Below are 23,048 nucleotides of genomic sequence, written 5' to 3'. Positions count from 1 at the left end.
TCCTAACTATATTTAATTCAGGGCTATATTCAATTCAAGGCATCTTCCACAAAGGTCATTCGCTTCACTTGATAAATGCCATTGTCATACCCATATTCCAGCTCGAGATCACCAATAAACTCTCCAAGTGACACCTGCACCGGAAGCGTTGCCTTTAGCTGATCGTCCTGAATGGAATACCTAATAATTGCACCAACCCCTGGCGCTTCAAATCGGTAACTGGGTTCACTGACGATGCGACTGGAAGGAACGGTGACGGTCTTACCATTCAAGTCCAAGCGTGCGCCATCCTTTGTAAAGCTCATGTGCACTTGTCTGCCAACGGCAATCAGCGGGTCCTCGAGCGGAGTTTCGATGAGATGAGAATCCATCACATGGGCTTTAGTCAAATAGACGCCTGTTCCATACCCCTCATTCAAAACGATCACCGTCTCCTGTTCACCATCCTTATTCAGGTCGGCCTGAACAATCTGAGGCGCGTAAGAGGGATTCGCCATATTCATCCATCCCGGGCTGCGCACGATGTCATTATGCTTGAGCTTGAGATTTACATACATACCATCCTGCTTCGTCCCGGTGATTTCCAGAACTCCTGCTTTCTTCGCAATAACAGATTCCTGATCATCTAGAAATGCGGTACGGGTCTTGGCATCATATTTAACCTTCTTCCCCAAGGCGGAGGCGATTTCCGTCAAAGGGACCATCATATGTCCATCAACGGCATTCGCCGAAATTTGAACAGGTGTATTTCCGTTGATCCGCAAATGAATCACGCCGGCTCCATAGACAGCTGCCGAACCGCCCAGAAGCAATAAGGCGGAAGTTGTTAAGGCCATCCAAGCTTTCCGTTTCAATGCCAGCCTTCCTCTCTCCTATAAATTTCTATGTAAATTTCTAATAATTAGCTTATTTATAGGTTAACGGATGGAAGCAAAACTAACCAACAAAAAAATTGTAACTTTCTATCAAAATTGGATGGCTTACTGTATAACTATTCATCAAATGTAATGCTCTTGATCACTTTACCTTCAAAGCTCTTAATCTCCGCCTTGCCCGCATGCAGAATGCCGTAGGACGGTGGATAGTTCTCTTTGGGCAAAGTGATCGAACCGGGATTCACCAGATAAATTCCTTCCTGCTTCTCTGCAACGGGCACATGGGTATGCCCCTGCACAAACACATCCCCCGCCTTCAGCGGCGGCAGCTGGTCCATGCTGTGCAGATGACCATGTGTAACAAAGATGCGCCGGCCTTCATCCAGCACCACAGCATAGTCGCCCATCATTGGAAACTCAAGCATCATCTGATCCACTTCGGAATCACAATTGCCTCTAACCGCTATAATCCGCTCTTTGCGTGAGTTCAACAAATGGATTGCCTCTTTGGGGTCATATCCGTCAGGCAGCGGATTGCGCGGTCCATGGTATAAATAATCCCCTACCATAATCAAGTAATCAGGCTGCTCTTCGTCCGCCTTCTCCAATGCCCTGCGCAGCCAAGCTGCCGAGCCGTGAATGTCTGAGATCAGCATAAGCTTCATCGTATGTATCCTCCTTATCAAATAGAAAATGAATTGGCAAATAAGAATAATCCCTTTCTTATCTGCCGTGAAAGAAAGAAGCCCTGTGCACGTGGGTCTCACAGGGCTAAGTATATCTAACATGTGTTATATCATCAATTCGCCGTCATAGGATGTAATAATTTTGTACAGATCCGGACGGCGGTCGCGGAAGATGCCCCATTCAATTCGCTGGGTCTCCAGCGCATCCAGATCAAATTCGGCAACCAGCACGGTCTCTTCGGTGCGTCCCGCCTCCGCAACCTTGTTGCCTTGCGGTCCTGCAATGAAGGAGGAGCCGTAGAAGGTGATCTTCGATTCCTCATCTTCTTCCACACCGATCCGGTTGGATGCGATCACTGGCATCAGATTGGATGCAGCATGCCCCAGCATGCAGGTCTGCCAGTGATCCTTAGAATCAATGGAGGAATCTTGCGGCTCAGAGCCGATGGCTGTCGGATAGAAGATCATTTCTGCACCCATCAGAGCCATGCAGCGGGCCGCTTCCGGGTACCATTGGTCCCAGCAAATGCCGACGCCGATCTTGCCGTAACGGGTGTTCCAAACCTTGAATCCGGTGTCGCCGGGATTAAAGTAGAATTTCTCCTCATAGCCCGGGCCATCGGGAATATGGCTCTTACGGTAACGGCCAAGCACTTCTCCGTCTGCATCAATAACAGCCAGGGAATTGTAGCGGGCGTTGTTCTTCTTCTCATAGAAGCTGATCGGGAGCACAACCTTCAGCTCCTTGGCCAGCTTCTTGAAGTGGTTGATCGCCTTATTGCTCTCCATCTCGGTGGCATATTGATAGTAATCCGACTTTTCCTTTTGACAGAAATAAGGTGTCTCGAACAGCTCCTGAAGCAGGATGATCTGGGCTCCCTTCTCTGCCGCCTGTCTAACCAAGGAGTCCGCTTTGGCAATGTTCTCGTCCACGTTGCAGGAACAGCTCATCTGAGTCGCTGCCACTTTTACTTTTCTCACAAAAATTCGCCTCTTTTCCTCATATCATTGTTATAGAGCTTTATTAGGCCCTTATATATAGGAAGATCAATGTAAAACTCTAGTTCAATCTATATAGAATAGGCCTTACACAGCATTCCCTGCAGGCATCTGCTGGGTGGTGCAGTGCACGTTCCCGCCCTCGCGGATCACTGCCATCCCGTTCACTGTGCGAATCCGGCGATCCGGGAAGGTCTCTTGAAGCACTTGTGCTGCAAGGCGGTCTGCAGCCTCTGCGGCTCCGCCGAATACAGGAAGGATAATCCCCCCGTTAACAAAGTAGAAATTCAAATAGCTGAGCGTCAGACGCGAGTCATTATGGCTCGCCATCGGCGGCTGCTGAATCGGGATCACCTCAAGCGGACGCCCTTTAGCATCCACAGCCGTGTTCAGAATATTCAAATTCTCCCGTGTAATCTCATAATTCTCATCCGTAGGATCATCACAAACCTGCATCAGAACCTTGCCCGGCTGCGCGAAGCAGGCAACATTGTCGACATGACCGTCCGTCTCATCCCCGCTTAAACCGCGCTTTAGCCAGATGATCTTCTGCACATTCAGGTAATCCTTAAGCGCAGCTTCAATCTGCTCCCGGGTCATTTCCGGGTTCCGATTGTCATTGAGCAGACATTCTTCTGTGGTAATCAGCGTGCCTTCCCCATCCACATGGAAAGACCCGCCCTCCATCACAAGCGGAGCATCGAACTGCTTGATGCCAAAGCGGCTGAGCAGCTGCGGGGCAACATGATCATCCAGGTCCCACGGCTCGTATTTACCGCCCCAAGCGTTGAAAATCCAATTCACCCCGGCACGCTCCCCCTGCTCGTTCACCAGAAAGGTAGGGCCGTTATCACGAAGCCAAGCATCGCTGTGCTCCACCGGCAGAATCTCAATGTTGTCTTCCGTAAACAACGCGCGCACCCGGGACACATCGGACGGGTTCACCACTACAGATACCGGTTCGAATTCGGCAATCGCCCGAATCAATTCCAGGTAGCCGCCACAGACGGCTTCATAATCCTCCGGATACACCATGGATTCCTGAACAGGCCAGGAGATGAAGGTGCGCTCATGCGGAGCCCATTCCGGCGGCATACTGTAATTCTGCTCTGCTGGTTTCATCTATATCAACTCATTTCTTATAAAGTTTGTATGCAGGTCATCTATAATTTTGAATAATCCAAAGCTCATCATACCCTATTCCGTCCCGGGTCTCAATCACTTCTCAAGCTGGAAAAAGCCACCCGGACAAAAGGCGGCCTCCCATCAGGTTTAAGGCTGATCTCAAAACGTGTATAAAGCTACTTTTTCCAGACGTCACCATACTCTTTATGCCGCTTAAACAACGCATGGGCATAGGCGCAAGCCGGGACCACCAACATGTCCGATTCCCTAGCATGCTCCACTACGCGCTTAATCAATTCTTCCCCGACCTTCTGCCCCCGCAATGCCTCAGAGACAAAGGTATGGTCAATCACAAGGGCATCGCCTTGCGGAATATAGGTCACCTCAGCGACAGCCTCGCCGTCTTCCCTCATCACAAAGCCGTTGCCCTCTTGAATAGTCTCTCTCATTTTCATTCCTCCTAAGCTTGAATTCGCTTCTCCTAAACCTATTTCCCTTTTTGCAGCAAACCTAAACATCCGCCACAATCCTTACACTTCCTAGCTTGCTCCCGATATTTCCCGCACGCTGGGCCGAGCGTCTATGTTATATTAGAGAAATGCGCTTTCTTCAGAAAGCACCCGTAATTTCTACTAGAACAAGGTGAATAAGATGCCATCTGGATTATTTCAAAATAGACCCTTCGGCGCGGAAGGAAGCATCCCCCGCGCACGGCTCGCCTCCGCGCGCACCAGCCGGGAGCTGGTCAGCGCGGAAGACCGGGACGCCGGCTATTTCCGGCGTCTGGAGGAGCACGGTATCCTGCTGAACCGTGCACAGCTCAGAGCGGTCCGCCATGGGAACGGACCGCTGCTCACCCTTGCCGGCGCCGGCTCCGGCAAGACCTCGGTGCTGGTATGCCGCACCGGCTATTTGATTGACGTTCGCGGCATCCAGCCGTCCAGCATTCTGCTGGTGACCTTCTCCAGCAAGGCAGCCGCCGAGATGCGCGAACGGATCAGCACCCTGCCCGGCCTGGAGAATTATAATCTGAGCGGCCTGCAGGCGCGAACCTTTCACGCGTTCTTCCTGCGTTTCCTCTACAGCCGCGGACTAACGGACGAGATCTTCGCCGAGACCGGACGCCAGCATTTGCTGCTCAAGCAAATCATGCGTGAGCAAGGGCTGCCCCAGGATACCTACCAGCCGGAGACGCTGCTCTCCCTGCTTTCTTCCTATAAAATGAACCTCATCGAGGTTCAGGAACTCCCGGAGCAGACAGAGTCCGAGCGAGAGGTAAAGCGAATCTTCCAAGCCTATGAGCACTGGAAAATCGAGAACGGGAAGATCGACTTCGATGATGTCCTGCTCCGCTCCTACCGAATGCTCAAGGATGAGCCGCGTCAGCTGCGGTGGCTGCAGGACCGGTTCCGCTACCTCATGGTGGATGAGTTCCAGGACACCAACCTGCTTCAGTATGAGCTGGTCAAGATGATCGCAGGGGAGCGCCGCAATCTCATGGTCGTCGGAGATGATGATCAGACGATCTATTCCTTCAACGGCGCGAGAAGCGAATTCATCCTCGATTTCGACAAAGAGTTCCCCGACGCGCGGGTCATTACGCTCGATATCAACTACCGGTCGGGCTCCGCCATTGTGGGCCTGGGCAACGATGTGATCCGCCACAATGCGAAGCGCCGGGTGAAGACGCTGCAGACGGTTAGAGAAGGAAGCGCCTTCCCGAAATATATTCGTCCGTATACGACGGACAAAGAGGCGGAGTTCATTCTGGAGCATATCGAGGAGGAGGTTCTGAGCGGACGCCGCAGCTACGGCGACTTCGCCGTACTGTACCGGGCAGCCAGCAACAACCGCGCCATCCTGGAGCAGCTGATCCTGCGGAATCTGCCTTACATTGATTATGGCGACGGACAGCTGCTGTACCAGCACCGGATCGTGCAGCCGGTCATCGACTACCTGCGGCTCTCCCTTGACCGCCGCAACTTCCTGGCCATGGAAAGCGTGCTTCCGTCGATGTACATTAACCGGAATAAAGGCATGGCCCACATTCTGGAGCAGGAGGCCATCCGGGCCAAGAAAGGACCGCTGGTTCACCTGCTGACCCTGCCGGGCCTCAAGGACTTCCAGCTGGCCAAGATCAAGGACCGGCTGGAGCTGATCCGCTCCCTCCGCACCATGAAGCCGAACGAGGCGATTCTTCACATCCGTACCAGCTTCTACAACAGCTACCTGGAGGCGGATGATCGGGGAGCCCTAACAATGCACCGGGAAATGCTCAAGGAGCTGCTCGACGAGCTGGAGACCTCGGCAGAGCGCTTCAGCACGGTGGCCGAGTTCATACAGTTCGTTGAAGACCTCATTGCGAGGACTGAGCAGAACCGGCCGAAGACGCTGCGGGAACAAGGCAACCGGATTGCCCTGATGACGATTCACCGCTCCAAAGGGCTGGAATTCCCGGTCGTCTTCGTCATCGGCGCTTCGGAAGGCAGCCTCCCGCACAGCTCGGCCCTCGATGCGGATCGGATGAAGGATATTCATCCGAAGCTGGACGCCGGGCAGAAAGGCGCAGCCGCGCTTGAAGAGGAACGCCGCCTGGCCTATGTTGCGATTACCCGGGCCCGGGAGGAGCTGTTCCTCAGCTCCCCTGCCCGGTATCGCGGCAAGAAGACCGACGTCTCCCGCTTCCTGCTCTCGGCGTTCCGCTCTGCCAAGCCTGGCGCTGCGGACGGCAAGAGCGGCACGGGCGGCATGGGCGGCGGCACGGCACGAACTGCCGCTTCCGCCAAGATGCCTCCAGCGCCTGGAGCGCGGCGGGCGGCGTATGGGTCCGGGGCCGAGCAGGCTCAAGCCCCGGCGCGGGCGCGCCGGACTCACACCGTGCCGGCCTGGGTCTGCAGCAAGCCGGGCTGCATCGCCTGGGTGCGGATCGCAAGCGACAAGGAGGCCCGGCTCACTCATAAGGCCTGCCCGTTATGCAAGGCCGACATGCACCGCGGAACCCGGGAGATTCCGGTTTAATTATTTTTAACTTTTCTGCTGCTCGATCTGCGTATGTCTGCATATTTATGCTATGATAGATATACTTACATAACAGAGAGGAGCAATCGTTATATGGACAAAATTCTGACACGTTCCGAGGTGCCTACCGCTGCCACATGGAATTTGGATGACCTGTTCGTCTCTCAGGAGGCTTGGGAGGCCGGCCTGAAGGCTGTACAGACCGAGGCTGACAAGCTGACAAGATTTAAGGGCCGTCTGGGCGAAAGCGCCCAGCTGCTGCTGGAATGCCTGACTGAGCAGGAAGCTCTGACAGAGCAGGCAGGCAAAGTCGGTGCCTATGCGCGTCTCCGCCAGTCTGAAGACGGGACGAACCCTAAGAACCTGGCCAATTCGGCCAAGATTGGGGATGTGCTGTCCGGCATTCAATCGTCTTTGACCTTCATCGAGTCCGAGATTCTGGAGCTGCCGGCAGATTTGATCGAGCGCTATTTTACAGAAGAACCAGGGCTTGCCCCCTTCGAGCGAAGCCTGCGCCGCCTGCTGGACACGAAGCCGCACAGACTGAGCCCGGAGACGGAAGAAGCCTTGGCCTCGCTTGGCGAGGTGCTCGGTGCGCCGTACCGCATCTATCTTCGCGGCAAGCTGTCGGACATGACATTTGACGATATAACGACCCGTGAGGGCACCAAGCCTGTCTCCTTCCGACTGTACGAGAATAAATACGAGATGTCTGCAGATACGGATCTGCGCCGGGCGGCATACGCCTCGTTCAGCAAGTCGCTGCATGGATCGCGGCATACTTTTGCGGAGAGCTATGCTACAGAAGTAAAGAAACAGGTCGTTCTGTCCCGCCTCCGCGGATACAGCTCGGTCACAGATATGCTGCTTCAGCCGCAGCAGGTTACTCGGGAGATGTATAACAATATCCACGATACGCTCCTCACGGAGCTGGCACCGCATATGCGCAGACTGGCCGCGCTCAAGAAGCGGGAGCTGGGCCTGGATAAGCTGATGTTCTGCGATCTCAAAGCGCCGCTCGATCCGGAGTTTAACCCGTCCATTACGTATGAGGAGGCCTGCTCCACCATTCGGGAGGCTCTCGCGGTATTGGGTCCCGAGTACGATCAAATTGTAGAGTCCGCCTTCTCCCAGCGATGGATTGACTATGCCGATAACGCCGGTAAATCCACGGGCGCTTTCTGCTCGTCCATCTATGGCGTGCACTCCTACATCCTGGTTACCTGGGCCGACAATATGCGCGGCACCTTTACGCTCGCGCACGAAGTAGGCCATGCCGGTCACCTGATGCTGGCAGCCCGCAACCAGCGCCTGACCAATGCCCGTCCGTCTCTGTACTTCATTGAGGCGCCGTCGACTATGAACGAGCTATTGCTCGCCGATCATCTGCTGTCCCGCGCCGAAGACAAGCGAATGCGCCGCTGGATCATTTTGCAGCTGCTGAACACCTATTATCACAATTATGTAACTCACCTGCTGGAGGCCGAGCTGCAGCGCAGGGTCTACAAGCTTGCTGAAGCAAATGAACCGATTACGGCCGATACGCTGTCGAGACTGAAGGGCGAGGTGCTCTCGGAGTTCTGGGGCGACGAGCTGGAATTGGATGAAGGAGCTAAGCTGACCTGGATGAGACAGCCTCATTATTACATGAGCCTGTACCCTTACACCTATGCAGCCGGTCTTACCGCTTCTACCGCAGCGGCCCAGCTGATCCGTGAAGAGGGCCAGCCAGCTGTAGACCGCTGGCTTCAGGTGCTCAAGGCGGGAGGCAGCTTGACACCGCTTGAGCTGATGAAGCTGGCGGGTGTCGATATGACTACCTCTGAGCCGATCTCCCGGGCTGTGGCGTATGTAGGCTCTCTCGTGGATGAGCTCGAAGCCTTGTATAACTAAATCAAACCTCAAGCATCTTAAACAGCAACGTAAAAGGGGCAATCCCAAGGTCATGAGCATGACTTCTGGGACTGCCCCTTCTTATGTAGTTAGGTTCATGATGTAGTTAGGTTCATGATATAGCAAGCTTCATGAAGAACTATTCTATCTATATCTAGCTCTATCTATACCTAGCAGCTGTATTACTTCTTCCAGAACTTCAAAAGAGAAGACGGCTTACATACGTTCTTGCGCTTCAAATCCACCAGTTCTGTAATACCATGCTCATCAAAGCGCTCCAGCAGTGCATTAATGCCATGCTTTAGCTTGAAATCCATCTCTTCTGGATAAAGCGGTACGATCGAATAGAAGTTAACACTCCGCTCCTCATCCATCTGCAATTCTCCAAATGACTCCGGCACCTGGATGGGCGGCAAGAGTACGATACCGCTTTGCTTCGTCTGGCTGGATAAGGGCTCTGCCGGATCGCCGTTTGGCATTGTATGCCCGAAGCCCATCCAGGTCTGGTAGTCATGAACAAACCGGGCAATCACCTTAAGCCATCGCACCGGCCAATAGCAGTCCTCATTCTTGAACGCTTCTTCGCTGATCGGCCAGGTGGGCGGCAGGCTGATCATCAGCTCTGCATACTGCCCGCCTTCCAGCTCTTCGGGAGTGTTCATTGGAAGATAGCTCATCCCCGTGGTGAATAGGGTGTGGAAATTCCGCTCTGGTGTTGGCAGAATGTGATACACATCTACGTGGATCGTCTCAGAGACAATTTCATGGAACACCATATCTATCTTCCCGATATGCTTCTCAAAGTGCTCCACAATCTTCTCGCTCCAACCCTCTTCTCCATATTCTGCCGGGGACCACTCTCTCGTCTCTTGATCTTCATACCTATATATAGGCTGTCCTGATTCTGAATAATCGGTCGGCTTCATCTGTCATTCCTCCGCTTCTCTTAAGTTCCTCGGCCGAAGTCATCCTCTCGCGGACCAAGTCTACGGCTTCATATCCTTTTATTATAACGCTTGTCAGAATGTAAGCGCATGCTCCGTGAGTACCAAGCCTTTACATTTATTTCTGGACGAATTTGTAGCATAATGAAGGGATCGACTTTATAAGGAGTGACAAAAGTCATGGTTAAACTATCCAGATCGCGCAGCCTTCTGCTGTTAGCGGTCCTTATACTCATCTGGGGTATCAATTGGCCTTTGTCCAAATATGCCCTTGCATACACACCCCCCGTGCTTTTCTCGGGGCTTCGCACCTTGCTGGGCGGCCTGGTGCTGCTGTTTGTTGCTCTGCCAAGGCTTAAACAGCTGCGATTCCGTGAGACTTGGTCGATTTATTTCATATCCGCTGTAGTCAATGTGACGCTCTATTACGGACTGCAAACGATCGGGCTGCGTTACCTGCCGTCCGGACTGTTCTCGGTCATCGTGTTCCTGCAGCCGGTCTTCGTCGGTATCTTCTCCTGGCTGTGGCTGGGCGAGCCGATGTTCTTGCGCAAAATTATCGGCTTCATCCTCGGATTTGCCGGAGTAGCCGCTGTAAGTGCTGGAGGTGTATCTGGCCATATCTCCATCGCAGGGATTCTGCTGGGGATCGGCTCTGCACTGAGCTGGGGGCTTGGCACGATCTACGTCAAGAAGATCGGCGGACGTGTGGATTCCATCTGGCTCGTTACCCTGCAGTGTGTGATCGGTGGTATCCTTTTGATGGCCGGAGGCCTAGCTACAGAGAAGTGGAGCGACATCCACTGGAATACGCCATTCACCTTGGATCTGCTCTTCATCTCGATCTTCGTCATTGCCATCGGCTGGCTGATCTACTATAAGCTTGTGAATGCGGGAGAAGCAAGCAAGGTTGCTTCCTATACATTCTTGATTCCGCTTGTAGCCATAGTCTGCGGCATCGTGTTTCTGCACGAGCCTTTTACGATGTACCTATTGCTTGGCCTTATTCTTATTGTTACAAGCATCCTGCTGGTCAACCGCAAGCCGCCGGCCCATGCGGCCCGGAAGCCTGCCTCATATCAGCCTGAGGCCTGATCCTCCTTCGAGGGGGGCCACTCTTACAAGACCGTTAACCGTTATAATCTAATCCATCAATACTGGATCATGCAATAATCGGCATGACAAAGCACAAGCGGCGCTTTCGTAACTTATGGCGCCACTTGTGCTTTGTTGCTTCTATACTCCAAATCCCAATCTCTTAAGCACCCGGTCAACTTCCGAGGCTAGAACAGGCTTGCCGATAAAATCGTCCATGCCCGCTTGGCGGCACTGCTGCTGATCCTCCCGTCTGGCGAACGCCGTTACAGCAACAATTCGCGGCTGCGGCTGCTCCGCCAGCTGGCTTCGGATTAGCTGGCAGGCTGTCAGCCCATCCATCACAGGCATCTGGAGATCCATGAAGACTAGATCGTATTCCTTGGTCAAGGCGGCTTCCACCGCCAGTTTCCCGTTCTCGACCATATCGGGCTCATAGCCCTTTTTGCGCAGCAGGGTCAGAAGCAGCTTCTGATTCACTGGATGATCTTCAGCTATAAGAATTCTGCATGGAAGGGCGCTGCTTTTGTCTGCATGCTCGGCGGACCCCCTCTCCGGTCCCGAATTTCCCTCCTTAGACTCCCTACCTGAAGCATTAGCCGAGTCCTCAAGCGAGCTTGAAGGCAATGTGAAAAAGAAAGAAGCACCTTGTCCTTCCCGGCTCTCTACTCCAATCGTACCGCCCATCAGCTCCACAAGCTTCTTGCTGATGGCCAGCCCCAGTCCGGTTCCCCCATATTTCCGGTTAATAGCGGGGTGCAGTTGGGAGAAGGATTGGAACAGCTGGTCCTGACGCTCCAACGGAATGCCAATGCCCGTATCCTTCACACGAAAAATCAAGGTTGGCCGCTGCCCTTTGCTTGAAGCAAGAGAAATGCTGACGTCAATTCGCCCCTTTTCCGTAAATTTAACCGCATTGCCCACAAGGTTCACCAGCACCTGACGCAGCCTCACCTTGTCCCCTATAATGACAGCGGGTACCCGCTCATCCATCTCACCGTCAAGCGCAACCCCCTTCTCCTCAGCCTTCAACCGGAACAGATCCAGCACGCCTTGGAGTACGGACAGGGTATCAATCGGCTCATGATTCAGGATCATCTTCCCTGCCTCAATCCGGCTGAAGTCCAGAATTTCATTCAGGATATGCAGCAGGGAGGAGCTGCTCTGGTTAATGATCTCCGCATAGCTGCGCTGTTCTTCAGTCAGCTCCGTATCCAGCAGCAGCTCGGTCATTCCCATCACACCGTTCATCGGCGTTCTCAGTTCATGACTCATGATCGCCAGGAACTCCGACTTCGCTTGATCCGCCCGCTCTGCCGATTCCTTGGCCCGAATAATTTCCTTCTCCCCTGTAATATCGCGGAACACGACAACCGCGCCGATCCTCTCTCCCTTATCATACAGAGGCGTAACCTGATAGTCGGCCAGAAAGCTGGTGCCATCCTTTCTCCAGAAGGCAACCTCCTTGCCGGAAATATGCTTTCCGTTCCGAACGGCCTGAAGCATGGGGGAGTGCTCCAGCAGCTCATAGCTGCCGGAAGTGCTCATCTCCCGAATATGACTTAAGCTGAATTGCTCTGCTTCCTCTACGTCTTCCATTCCGAGTATGGATACAGCAGCTGGATTGATAAACCGGGTTCTTCCGTCCCGGTCCAGGCCGATAATGCCTTCGGACACCGCATTAAGAATCAGCGTGTACTCATTGCTCAGCTTCTCAATCTCAGCAATGTGGCGAGAGCGCTCTGTAATGTCTGTCGTAATGCCGAAGACCCCGACTACTTCCTTATCTACAATGATCGGTATATTCGTCGTATTAATTTCGACAGGGTAGCCTTCTTTATGAATAATAGTTAGATCATAACTTTGCGGGTGCCCCTGCTTGGCCAAGTTGAAATGATGCAAAGTCTTAGGCAGGTCCTTCTCGGATACAAGGGGTCCGAAATACATCCCGAGCAGCTCTTCAAGGGTGTAGCCTGTAATTTTCTCCAAATTCGCATTTGCGGTCATGTAGTCCCCATCAAGATTCATGGAGTATACCGCTGCAGGGTTATAATCAAACAGGGATCTGTAGCGCTGCTCGCTCTCCTTGAGCATAAATTCAAACAGCTTGCGCTCCGTAATGTCTCTCGCAATCGAGATGATCTCCTGCGGCCGGCCTTCATCATCATATATAAACTGGCTGTTCGCTTCGAACCAGACGTAGCTGCCATCCTTATGCCGGTATCTGAAGGACACAGGCAGCATCGTACCGCTGTGCAGACTGTCAGTCTGATATCTTTTGAGCACAGGAACATCATCAGGATGTACATAAGAGAATGCGCTCTGCCCCAGCATCTCTTCCGGACCATAGCCAAGCAAACGGCTGCAAGCCGAGGAGCAGTATAGAAAGGTATAATCTTCAATCGTGTTTCTTGAGATGAAGTCACGGGAGCTCTCGGTAATCATCCGATAATTCCGCTCACTCTGACGCAGCTGTTGCTCCAGTTCCCTAAATACCGTAATATCCTGCATCATTCCCACCATATACACAGCTTCTCCTGACGAACCTCTCGTTGATTCCCATTGGGCTCTAACATACCTTAATTCCCCGCTCGGCAGCTGAATCCGATAGGAAATCTCGCCGGCAGATCCATCGCGAAGTGTCTGCTGCACCGCCTTATCCAGACGTTCATAATCTTCAGGAACGACACAAGCCAGCACCCCTGAATAATCCTCCTCAACCGGCTTCAGCCCATAGCCAAAAATTCGCCGCATTTCTTCTGAGTAGTACAGTCTCCGTTGAACAATATCCCAGTTCCACGAACCAACCCCTGCAATACGCTGTGCTTGGGCAAGCGTCTCTTCACTGACCTTGCGCTCAGTCACGTTGCGCCCGATCGCAAGCACCCGCTCAATTCTCCCCTGATCACCCCGCATCAGCTGAAATGAGGTTTCAAACCACAGATATCTTCCATCCTTATGCCGGATTCTGCGCGTGAAGATTTCATGATCGGAATAAAGCTTGCCCGGCTGCATCATCTCCTTCACATCTTCTGGATGATAGAAGTCTGAACGATGGCGACCCACCATCTCAGAAGGCTTATAGCCAAGCAGACGCTCCACAGAACCCGAGACAGACTGAATGACTCCATCGGCTGTACTGACGGTGATCAGATCCTGTCCATTCTTGGTCACCAGAGAGAACAGCTCTCCCTGGATCGTCTGCTTATCAATCACCTCCCTGTCCTTAACCAAACTCGCATAGGCAATCATAGTTATCCGGGAAGGCTCACTCTCAGCCCGGATGGAATGGCAGTGCAAAGAAATACGAACATCATAACCCTGCTTATGGGGATATTCACCTTCAATAACCAACTCGGAAACTGTACTTGTTCGCAGCTTATTCCAAGCCTTGTCCAGCTCTCTTCGCTCCGAATCTCCGGAAGGCGACATAAGACGACACTCCATCTCTTCCCTTGTCCATCCGAGCAGCCTGGAGAAGGCCTCATTGCAATATACTCTTCTATCCGGATCAGACACGACGGCAACCATTCCTATAGGAGCTTTTGCATACAATTGTTCGAAGATCATGCGGTCATCCGCTCCGCAACTCATCTATGGGGCCTCCTCTATTGCGGCAAGCCGACCTACCTCGGCTGCATCTCTGTTGATGTCAGTACCTATAAGCTACTAGCACATATTAGTTGTCTTGATCATAGTAAATGTCCAGCCCGGCCGCAACTGAATTTTCAGGGGCACTCCTGTCGAAAATCAAAACGGTTAAGGTTTTACAACAATTGGAATCTAATTGCTATTATGACTATGATTTTACCTGAAAAGAAAATTTTAAAATATCTATTCACTTTTTGAATAATGTTGTCGAAATATAGACTAATATGTCACTATATCTGTTTTCTTGTCGCAATAAGGACTCAGATGCACTAGGGGGAAGATGGTAAAATGAAGTGGTTTCTTAACATGAAGACAGCAGCAAAAATCATGTCGGCTTTTCTGGTGGTCACCCTGCTGATGGGCGTGCTGGGAGTGATTTCCTACCGCAATTTAAGTCTCATGAATAACAACAGCACCGTGATGTACTCGAACAATCTGATCTCCGTACGCGATCTATCCGCGGCTGAAATCAGCTTCCAGAAAATCAGAGTCGCCATTCGTGACTTAAGCACAGAAAAAAATGATGAGGCCATGAACCGGTTCATCGAGACCATTCAGACAGAGCAGAAAACCATGGATGCCAAAGTAAAATCTTACGAGCCCCTTGCCACCACTCAAGCAGAGCAGGAGGCGCTGGCGAACCTTAAGACGGCGATCACAGATTATGCTGAGCTGACTCAAAAGGCGGTCACCCTGGGAAGATCCGTAGATCCAACGGAGTTTAATACTTTCAAAGCCGGGGAGCTGACGCAAGGCGGAAATAAAGTTGTTGGCTTCCTCGAGCAATTAATCAAAATCAATTCCGATTTGGCTCAGGATTCAAGCACAGAATCCACGAATGCCTATCATTCCTCGTTAACCTTGATGATTATTATCGTTCTAGTTGCCATTCTGTTCAGCGTACTGATCGGCATCCTGATCGTTCGTTCGATTGCCGGACCTCTACAGAAAATCTCAGCGCTGATCGCTAAAGTTGCCGATGGGGACCTGCGCAGCAAGTCTACGATTGACAGCAAGGACGAAGTAGGAATTCTCTCCTCCTCCATCAATCGGATGATCGATAGTCTTCGCGACCTGATCGGCGGCATCATCGACGGCGCCCAGAACGTGGCAGCTTCTTCACAGGAGATCTCGGCAAGCACCGAAGAGATCGCCAGCAGCAGCTCGCAGCAGGCCAGCTCAGCAGCTAACATTACCGAGTTGTTCCGTGAGCTGTCCGTGGCTATTGACTCTGTGGCACACAGCGCAGAGGAAGCCGCCGACCTGTCGAACACCACCGTTGAAACCGCGCATGAAGGCGGCAGGGTTGTTGAAGCTTCCCTGAATAAAATGCAAGCCGTGAGCACCTCCATGTCTTTGCTGGAAGAGGATTCCCGCAAGATCGGTGACATCATTGAGGTCATTGATGATATTGCGGATCAGACGAACCTGCTCGCCCTCAATGCCGCCATTGAAGCGGCCCGGGCCGGAGAACAAGGACGCGGCTTTGCCGTCGTTGCAGATGAAGTTCGCAAGCTTGCCGAGCGCAGCAGCAGCGCCACCAAGGAAATCACCTCGATTATCAAGAACATGCAGGAGAACACCAAGCAGAGCGTGTCAGCCGTTCTGGACAGTGTCGCCCAGTCCGAGCAAACTGGCGCGGCCTTCGGCAAAATCATCGATATGGTGAACAACTCCTCGCTGAAGGTCAACGAAATTGCAGCAGCCTGCGAAGAGGAATCCGCACAGGCAACCGAGGTAATGACATCGGTAGAGGCCATCTCCTCCTCGAGCGAAGAATCAGCCGCTGCTTCCGAGCAGACCGCAGCTACCTGCCAGACTCTTGCTCGCCTGGGAGAAGAGCTGAATCAGTCTGTAGCTATCTTTAGAATCCAATGATCCACGATTACGAAAGGGGAAAGCACATGACCTCTTTACAGCAGAGCCAATATATTGAGCTGATGGTGGAGAAGGAAGTATATGCGATTCCGATACATGAAATCCAGGAGATTATTAAAATGGCTCCGGTTACCGAGCTGCCCACAGGCCACCCTGCAGTCGAAGGGATCACCCACTTACGAGGCCAGCTTGTTCCCGTAATTAGTCTGCGCAGAATGTTCGGCTTCAGCTCAGTTCTGCCTTCCAAGACCACCCGGATTGTGATCGTTAAGCTTCTCGGAAAGACCTTCGGCCTCATTGCTGACCAGGCCAACCGGGTTGTCTATTATCCGCAGATCGAGCCGCCTCCCAGCTTTCTCGGCGGTATCACTGGAGGTTACTTTCTCGGCATCGCGCGCCGGGAGGAACATCTAATCGGTATTTTAAGATTAGAGGAGCTGCTGTCTGACTTCTAGCGGATGGCTATAGGGTATGCTCTATCTTGAATCAAAGATTGACAAATAAGCAGGAATTGGTTATATTTTACAAAACAAAACGATTCTTATACGTACACCTTACGGAAGCACCGGAGGGAAAGAGCGGCATGCCGCTTTTCCCCCCGGTGCTTTTTTGCGCTTAATACCAGGACGTATAAGAAGACAGGAGGTTAATCTATGAAATCTTATCTTAAGCTGGCCCTATCAGGGGCTATCATCGTTCTTCTGATGCTGCTGCCCGCCCCTCGGCTCCTCGCTGCCTCTCCCTTAGAATTCACAGCAGCGCTGGAGCAGTCCTTCAACAAGACCGTTGCAAAGGCCAAGGAGGACGATAAGACAGTCTTGCAAACAGGCTTTCGCAGCATTTCGTCCCTTCATCAGGAGGAGCAGAATCAGGAGACCAAGGTGAAGAGTATGCATCTAAGCAATGAATCCACGCAGCAGCTCCTCAACAAGAAGATTCAAGAGATTGGAAAGTCTCGAATCAGCCAGTTGGAACGTGAGCTTAGTCAGACCAAAGCGAGGTACCAGCCGCTGCTTGACCTCTACACCTCTCTCAACCGCAGGATCACGTCCGCCAAACGGCTCAAGGATAAAGACCTTAATGCCATCCTTAAGACACAGGCCGAAGGCATGAAGGTGGCTGTTCAGCTCGCCCGGGCCGAGATCAAACTTAAACAGCAGATGCTTAGTGAAGCTAAACAGGCACGTACCCAGCAAGTCAAGAAGGCCAAAGGTATGCTCTCCCCCATAACTTCTTATAAATCCAAGATCAAATCGGAAAAGAGCAGACTCAGCACCGTAGCCAAGAGAACCGGAACACACTGGAAGGACTTCAAGCAGGCCTTGAGAAAAACGGACCCCTCTGCTGCAGCCAGAACCCTGAACGCTCTGACCGCTGATTTAAAACAGCTTGTTCAGCATCAGCAGAACCTAGTGAGCTATGAGCAGCAAATTGCCGATCTGCTGCAGAAGGCTAGGCAGAGTGTTCCGGCCTAAATTTGGTAATAACAAAAAAGGGACTAGAGCCGAAGCAGAAGCAGAGGCTGTAGTCCCTTTGATCTCACTGTTATACCTGAAAACGCTGAATTTCGCCCCTCAGCTCCTGTGCCAGCTTGCTCAGATAATCGGCGGAGGCGGAAACTTCCTCCATTGAAGCTAGCTGCTCTTGCGAGGCAGCCGCTACTCCTTGAGAGTTATCCGATATTTTCGCAGCAAGGGATGCCATCATCTCCTCATTGGCCAAGGATTGCTGCGTGGCGGCAGAGATATGCTCTGTTGCTTCGGCAACCTTCTGGGCCTGTCCTGTCACATGCTGCAAACCGGATAGAATATCGTAGAAGGCTGTTCCAGCCTGATTCACCAGATCCGTTCCTCCAGCAACCTCCTCTGCCCCGGCTTCCATTGACGTAACAGCTCCTTCAACCTGCTCCAGAATCCCTTGAATCAGCTCGGCAATTTGTTCAGAGGCCTCCTTGGCCTGTTCAGCCAGCTTCTTGACCTCTCCTGCGACAACGCCAAAACCTCTGCCCTGTTCTCCAGCTCTGGCCGCCTCAATCGAAGCATTCAGCGCCAGCAAATTCGTCTGTCCTGCAATATCATGAATAATATCCACGATACCTGAAATTTGCTTGGAATGCTCCCCAAGCGTATTCACCACAATGGAAGAGCTCTGCACAGAACGACGGACCTTCTTCATCTGTTCGATGGTTTGATCAATCAGCTTCGCCCCCTGATCCGCATTCTGAAGGGCGCTCTCCGACATCTCCATTACGTGAGCCGCTGATTCCGCAATATACTGGATACTCTCAGCCCCGGTGATCAGGGCCTTCTTATTCTCCTGTGTGCTGCTCATTTGGCGATCCGCATCTCCAGCAACCTCCTGAACGGCTGTCGCCACCTGATTCGCAGCGGCGGTAGCCTGCTCCGCACCTGCATAGAGCTCCTCGGAAGAGGCCGCAACCTGCTCTGAGCTGTCATTAATGCGGGCAATCAGCTCTCTCAGATTGTGCTTCATATCATTGAAGGATGCTGCCATCACTCCGGTCTCATCCTTGTTCTTAATAGCAAGGTCTTCTCCGGTGAGGTCTCCTTGGGCAATTTGCTTCGCCTTTGCGGCGATGGACGCCACCGGACGTGAAATCATTCTGCTGATCACATAGGCAATGACCAGGCCTACAATGATACATATAACAATGAGATAGAATATCAAGCTCTGAATTCCCATAACCTGCTCAGTGGTGTCCTCGTTCGCTTGGTTCAGCAGTTTCTGCTGCTGCTGGCTAAGCTCTTCGGCTTTGTTAGTCATCTGCGCAGCAAGCGGAATACACTCCTTCTCGACAAGTTCAGCTATACCGGCCAGATCGTTCTTCTCCCTCAAGGAGATCAATCGGCTGCCTACGTCCTTGTACTTCGCTTCCATTTGATTCAGCTCTTCTATAATCCCCTTAACCTGCGAGGACGACACCAGCCCCGCAAGCTTATTCAGATCTGCTGTGAACAGCTCCTGATCTGATTTGAACTCCTGCAACCCCTCTTCGCTGCCTGTAATTAAATACCCCCGTAAATTCTCAGCCTGACTGGCCGAAATGAACTTAATATCATCCAAGAGCATGATCTTAGCGACTCGCTCATCAATTAAATCAGAATATGTACGGTCTACCCTTCGAAGCTCGACCAAGCTGATGGCTCCCAGTATAAACGTGATTAACAGTACACTTATAAATCCGCAGTATAGTTTATTACGTATGTTCATCTTCATAACCCTCTATCCTGTAATTTCTCTGTTTAAATAGATTGAACTAAAGTTTTACATTGAATTTTCTGTTATTACGGCCTAATACGGTCCTATAACGTTCATTTCTTTAGTTCATTCTATATAAATTGAAATACTGACAATAGTTCTTTGTTATCCTTCCTCTCTGTAATAATGAAATCCAAGACACAAATAACAGTCATTATGACCTAGTTTCAATTCCTTTCTGCATAAATTTTTAGTACATATATCCTATTAATCACTTCTACTCCTATTGAAACACACTTTTTAAAAGTTAGTACCTTTTATTAATGAAGAAATAATGAAAATTGCCGAATTTTGTCATTTATCAATTCAGTTAACCCTCTATTAGGTAAAAAAAGAAGAACCGGCAGGATCAGGGATCCTGCCGGTTCTTAAACGGATAAATATCTATTATTGCTGGATCGATACTACTGGAGAAGCAGAGGACAGCTTGCTCACCGTGTTTTGCCCATCAGCCACGGATTGAATATATACCTTGTAAGCCTCTCCCTTCTTGAGCGGTGCGTTCTGGATATCTGCTTGCTGCTCGGTTAATTCGGTACTATTCGCACCCAGCTGCAGCTGCGCAGCTTCTTTCGCCTGCTTCACGTCCCAGTTGCCATCCTGCGTCACAGGAACAACAAATACCTTGTAACTGGTGATTCCTCTCGTATCCTGCGGCGCTGTAAAGGTTACGGAGATCTTATTCGCATTAGCCGAAGTTCCTACATTCGTCACCGCTTGAACCTCTACAGGCGCCTGCTGCTGAGGAACCGGCAGCAGAACAGATCCGGAAGAAGGCGCAGACAGGGTGTTCGAAGCCCCGTTAGCCTTAGCAACAGACAATACATAGGCTCTATAGCTGGTTCCCGCAGTGATAGGCTGGCCGTTAACATCCTTAGCGGAGGCGTCCAGCGAACTATTGTAATCATTTCCTCTGGAGACTTGGATATAGCTGCCGGCTGGCACTCTATTCGCCGCATCCAGGTTGAATGAATTCCAGTTATAATCCGGGACTAACATCAAGCGGTATTCTAAAATATTGTCTTCATTTACAGCACGTGCAAACCCTACTTGAATGTCTGTAACCGCCTTGCCGTTCCCAGCCAGATTCGCTGTTACATTGGTCGCAGGCATCGTCTGGTTCGCTGCAAGCTGAACAACGTTAGAAGGAGAGGACAGTGCGTAAGTCCCTGACGAACTGCCGATTCCCACCGACAGCACAAACACCCGGTAGCTTTCCCCACTGCGGATCATGTCCCCATCGACATCCCTCGTATTTTGAGTGAGCGTCAGATTATTGGTGTTCTTATTGACAAGCGTATAATTATAGCTGGAGACTCCAGTAGCTACGGACAGGTTAAAACTTCCGGCATTCGAAGCCTTCACGACCATAACCCGGTAATTTCCGATATTCGACTCATTGGAAGCCCGATCGAACGCAACCTTGAGATCACGGCCATCTCCATAATCAGCAACATCCGCCGCTTTTACATTCGAAGCTGCCGGTATGTTAACCTGATTCGACAGTACGATTGATCCAGAAGGCGAAGAGAGCGCATTGCTGGCCGTATAGCTGTTCGAGGCCACGGACATGACGAATACTCGGTAGCTTACGCCACTTCGAATTAAATCACCGTCAACATCCCTCGCGCCTGCCGACAAGACCTTGCTCTGGTTATAACCTGTCGTTGAGACGGATGTGTAATTATAGCTGGATACATAGTTAGCCTCGGATAGATTAAAGCTGCCGGCCCTTGACGATTTAACAACCATAATGCGATAGGAACTTACATACGATTCATTCGCCGCCCGGGTGAAGGCCACTTGCAGGTCGCGGCCATCCCCGTAATCGCTGATGTCCGATACATTCACATTGCTAGGCGCCCCAACATTTGTGTTACTGTACAGCGTAATCGAGTTCGATGGAGCAGACAGTACATTTGTGCCCTGCCAAGAGTCACCAACCGCCAGGACAAATACCCGGTAGCTGATGCCGCTGCGGATATAATCCCCGTTCACATCTCTAGCCGAAGAGGATAGAACCTGGCTGATATTATATCCTGTCTTGCCGACGACCGTATAATTGTAGCTGGATACATTATTCGCCGAAGACAAGCTGAAGCTGCCCGCATCCCTTTCTTTGACAACCATGATGCGGTACGAGCCAATGCGTGATTCGTCCGAGGATCTGTTAAAGCTCACTCTTAGATCACGCCCATCTCCATAATCGCTGACATCACTAACCGACGTGATGACAGGAGCGGCTAAGTAGCCAGAGCCATATCCTAAAGTAATCGAAGACGAGCCCGCCGACAACTTATTGGCGACCGTATTCGAATTGCTGACGGACAGCACGAACACGGTATAAGGCACCCCGTTCTTAATCAGCTCACCGGAAGTATCGCGGGAAGAAGAGGATAGCACCGTGGATAAGGTCGTTCCGTTCTTCGAAACCGAAGTCCAGTTCGAAGAAGATACCGCATTGGCGGCAGCCAAATCGAATTTACCGGCATCCTTGGTCTTCACGACCATTACCCGGTATCCACTGATATCGCTCTCTGTCGAAGCCTTGGTGAAGCTCACCGTTAAGTCACGGCCATCTCCATAATCGGCCGTATCCATAGCTCTTATATTCGTAGCTGCAGCCACCGAGTTGCCAGAGTTCGGCGCCACAGACGGAGAACCGCTGGACAGCGCATACTGGTTTGAGCTAGAGCCCACACTCAGCACAAAAGCCGTATAGCTCTGGTTCGACCGCAGCACTTCTCCATCCGTATCCTGGGTTTGGGCAGTCAAATTCACGGTCTGATCGCTTCCCTTCGGATAAGTAACCGTGTATCTTCCGCTAGGTACAGCCTTAGCGTCAGCTAACGTAAAGGAAGAAGCTTTACTCGTCTTCACCATCAGCACCCGGTACTGCGCGATCGGTCTTTCATTGCTTACTCTAGCAAAGCCGACCTGAATGTCACGTCCATCCCCACTATTTCCTATAGTTCTTGCACTCACATAGGAAGCTGCAGTAATTCCTTCATCTACAGTAGAAGAAGTGATGGTTACCGTCTGCGTAGCTGGATTCCAGTCTACTCCCTGTCCTAACGCCTCGCTAACAAAGCGAACCGGAACCAGCGTGCGGCCCCGCTGCGCCTGAGCAGGTACATCCAGGCTTACCTTCTGTCCGTCAATGCTGGCGGTCTTCGAGCCCAACTTTAGTGATACTGACTTTCCTGCCTTATAGCCGGATACGGTGTTCGTGCGCTGATCCCAGTTCACCTGTGCGCCCAGCGCTTCAAATATCGCTCTGAACGGGAGCAGGGTGCGCCCCTGCACAGCAACCGGAGGCTGATCCGTTGCCAGCTTCACTCCATCAATATAAATGGCAATGCTCTTCTTACTCGTTGCGGCATGTGTTGGTGTCGGAAAAGGGACCGAACACATCATTACGCCCGCCGTCAGGGCGATCCATAGTTTTTTCACTTTGTCATCCTCCCAAAGGGTTCGTGAGATTATCTCGCTAAACTAGACGCGCGTTCCCAGGGAAAAGTTTCCTTAAGCAAGGAAAAAAATTTCTTCCTCCCTTAGCGATCGGGAAGGGATCCCAATTTCCTCCCTGCCCAAAGGACTCATTT

15 protein-coding genes are annotated in these 23,048 nt (G+C 51.6%); 6 read left to right on the top strand and 9 right to left on the bottom strand.

The annotated features are described in order from the left end of the window. Positions 1-29: 29 nt before the first annotated feature. From DCC85_RS01725 to DCC85_RS01705, 5 genes are all read right to left on the bottom strand, one after another. Complete coding sequence (locus DCC85_RS01725; RefSeq protein ID WP_108464020.1) at positions 30-854, bottom strand: stalk domain-containing protein; 825 nt, start codon at positions 852-854, stop codon at positions 30-32. Positions 855-991: 137 nt separating this feature from the next. Beyond that, entirely contained in the window at positions 992-1,540 is a 549-nt protein-coding gene (yfcE, locus tag DCC85_RS01720) for a phosphodiesterase (protein WP_108464019.1), read from the bottom strand. Positions 1,541-1,666: 126 nt separating this feature from the next. After that, on the bottom strand, positions 1,667-2,542 hold the full coding sequence (gene aguB, locus DCC85_RS01715; RefSeq protein ID WP_108464018.1) for an N-carbamoylputrescine amidase: 876 nt from the start codon (positions 2,540-2,542) through the stop codon (positions 1,667-1,669). A 105-nt stretch (positions 2,543-2,647) separates the two neighbouring features. Next, positions 2,648-3,682: an agmatine deiminase family protein gene (locus tag DCC85_RS01710; protein WP_108464017.1), complete on the bottom strand. Its 1,035-nt coding sequence runs from the start codon at positions 3,680-3,682 to the stop codon at positions 2,648-2,650. Between the two features lie 179 nt (positions 3,683-3,861). Continuing rightward, positions 3,862-4,134, bottom strand: coding sequence for a GNAT family N-acetyltransferase (locus DCC85_RS01705; RefSeq protein ID WP_108464016.1), 273 nt, complete (start codon positions 4,132-4,134; stop codon positions 3,862-3,864). A gap of 202 nt (positions 4,135-4,336) precedes the next feature. Between DCC85_RS01705 and DCC85_RS01700 the strand changes: the two genes are divergently transcribed. Both DCC85_RS01700 and pepF read left to right on the top strand, forming a co-directional pair. Then, entirely contained in the window at positions 4,337-6,703 is a 2,367-nt protein-coding gene (locus DCC85_RS01700) for a UvrD-helicase domain-containing protein (protein ID WP_108464015.1), read from the top strand. A gap of 93 nt (positions 6,704-6,796) precedes the next feature. Continuing rightward, positions 6,797-8,596, top strand: coding sequence for an oligoendopeptidase F (gene pepF, locus DCC85_RS01695; RefSeq protein ID WP_108464014.1), 1,800 nt, complete (start codon positions 6,797-6,799; stop codon positions 8,594-8,596). Positions 8,597-8,778: 182 nt separating this feature from the next. Here pepF and DCC85_RS01690 read toward each other — a convergent pair whose 3' ends face one another. After that, positions 8,779-9,522, bottom strand: a complete 744-nt coding sequence (locus DCC85_RS01690; protein WP_108464013.1) for a suppressor of fused domain protein — start codon at positions 9,520-9,522, stop codon at positions 8,779-8,781. Between the two features lie 198 nt (positions 9,523-9,720). On the opposite strand from DCC85_RS01690, the gene DCC85_RS01685 reads away from it, so the two are divergent. Next, positions 9,721-10,635, top strand: coding sequence for a DMT family transporter (locus DCC85_RS01685; protein ID WP_108464012.1), 915 nt, complete (start codon positions 9,721-9,723; stop codon positions 10,633-10,635). Between the two features lie 141 nt (positions 10,636-10,776). Here DCC85_RS01685 and DCC85_RS01680 read toward each other — a convergent pair whose 3' ends face one another. After that, on the bottom strand, positions 10,777-14,229 hold the full coding sequence (locus tag DCC85_RS01680) for a PAS domain S-box protein (RefSeq protein ID WP_159081740.1): 3,453 nt from the start codon (positions 14,227-14,229) through the stop codon (positions 10,777-10,779). 345 nt (positions 14,230-14,574) lie between these two features. Here DCC85_RS01680 and DCC85_RS01675 point away from each other — a divergent pair, with 345 nt between their 5' ends. From DCC85_RS01675 to DCC85_RS01665, 3 genes are all read left to right on the top strand, one after another. Further along, positions 14,575-16,164: a methyl-accepting chemotaxis protein gene (locus DCC85_RS01675; RefSeq protein WP_108464011.1), complete on the top strand. Its 1,590-nt coding sequence runs from the start codon at positions 14,575-14,577 to the stop codon at positions 16,162-16,164. 26 nt (positions 16,165-16,190) lie between these two features. Further along, positions 16,191-16,619, top strand: a complete 429-nt coding sequence (locus tag DCC85_RS01670) for a chemotaxis protein CheW (RefSeq protein WP_159081739.1) — start codon at positions 16,191-16,193, stop codon at positions 16,617-16,619. A gap of 198 nt (positions 16,620-16,817) precedes the next feature. Then, positions 16,818-17,639: a hypothetical protein gene (locus tag DCC85_RS01665; RefSeq protein ID WP_108464009.1), complete on the top strand. Its 822-nt coding sequence runs from the start codon at positions 16,818-16,820 to the stop codon at positions 17,637-17,639. Between the two features lie 70 nt (positions 17,640-17,709). On the opposite strand, the gene DCC85_RS01660 is transcribed toward DCC85_RS01665, so the two are convergent. Then, positions 17,710-19,395, bottom strand: coding sequence for a methyl-accepting chemotaxis protein (locus DCC85_RS01660; RefSeq protein ID WP_159081738.1), 1,686 nt, complete (start codon positions 19,393-19,395; stop codon positions 17,710-17,712). A gap of 435 nt (positions 19,396-19,830) precedes the next feature. Beyond that, positions 19,831-22,896 carry a copper amine oxidase N-terminal domain-containing protein gene (locus DCC85_RS01655; protein WP_108464007.1) on the bottom strand — a complete coding sequence of 1,022 codons (3,066 nt, stop codon included), beginning with the start codon at positions 22,894-22,896 and terminating at the stop codon, positions 19,831-19,833. Positions 22,897-23,048 lie beyond the last annotated feature (152 nt).

The sequence above is a fragment of the Paenibacillus sp. CAA11 genome, from assembly GCF_003060825.1.
Taxonomy (GTDB): Bacteria; Bacillota; Bacilli; order Paenibacillales; family Paenibacillaceae; genus Fontibacillus.
This window is presented reverse-complemented; position numbering and strand designations above follow the sequence as displayed.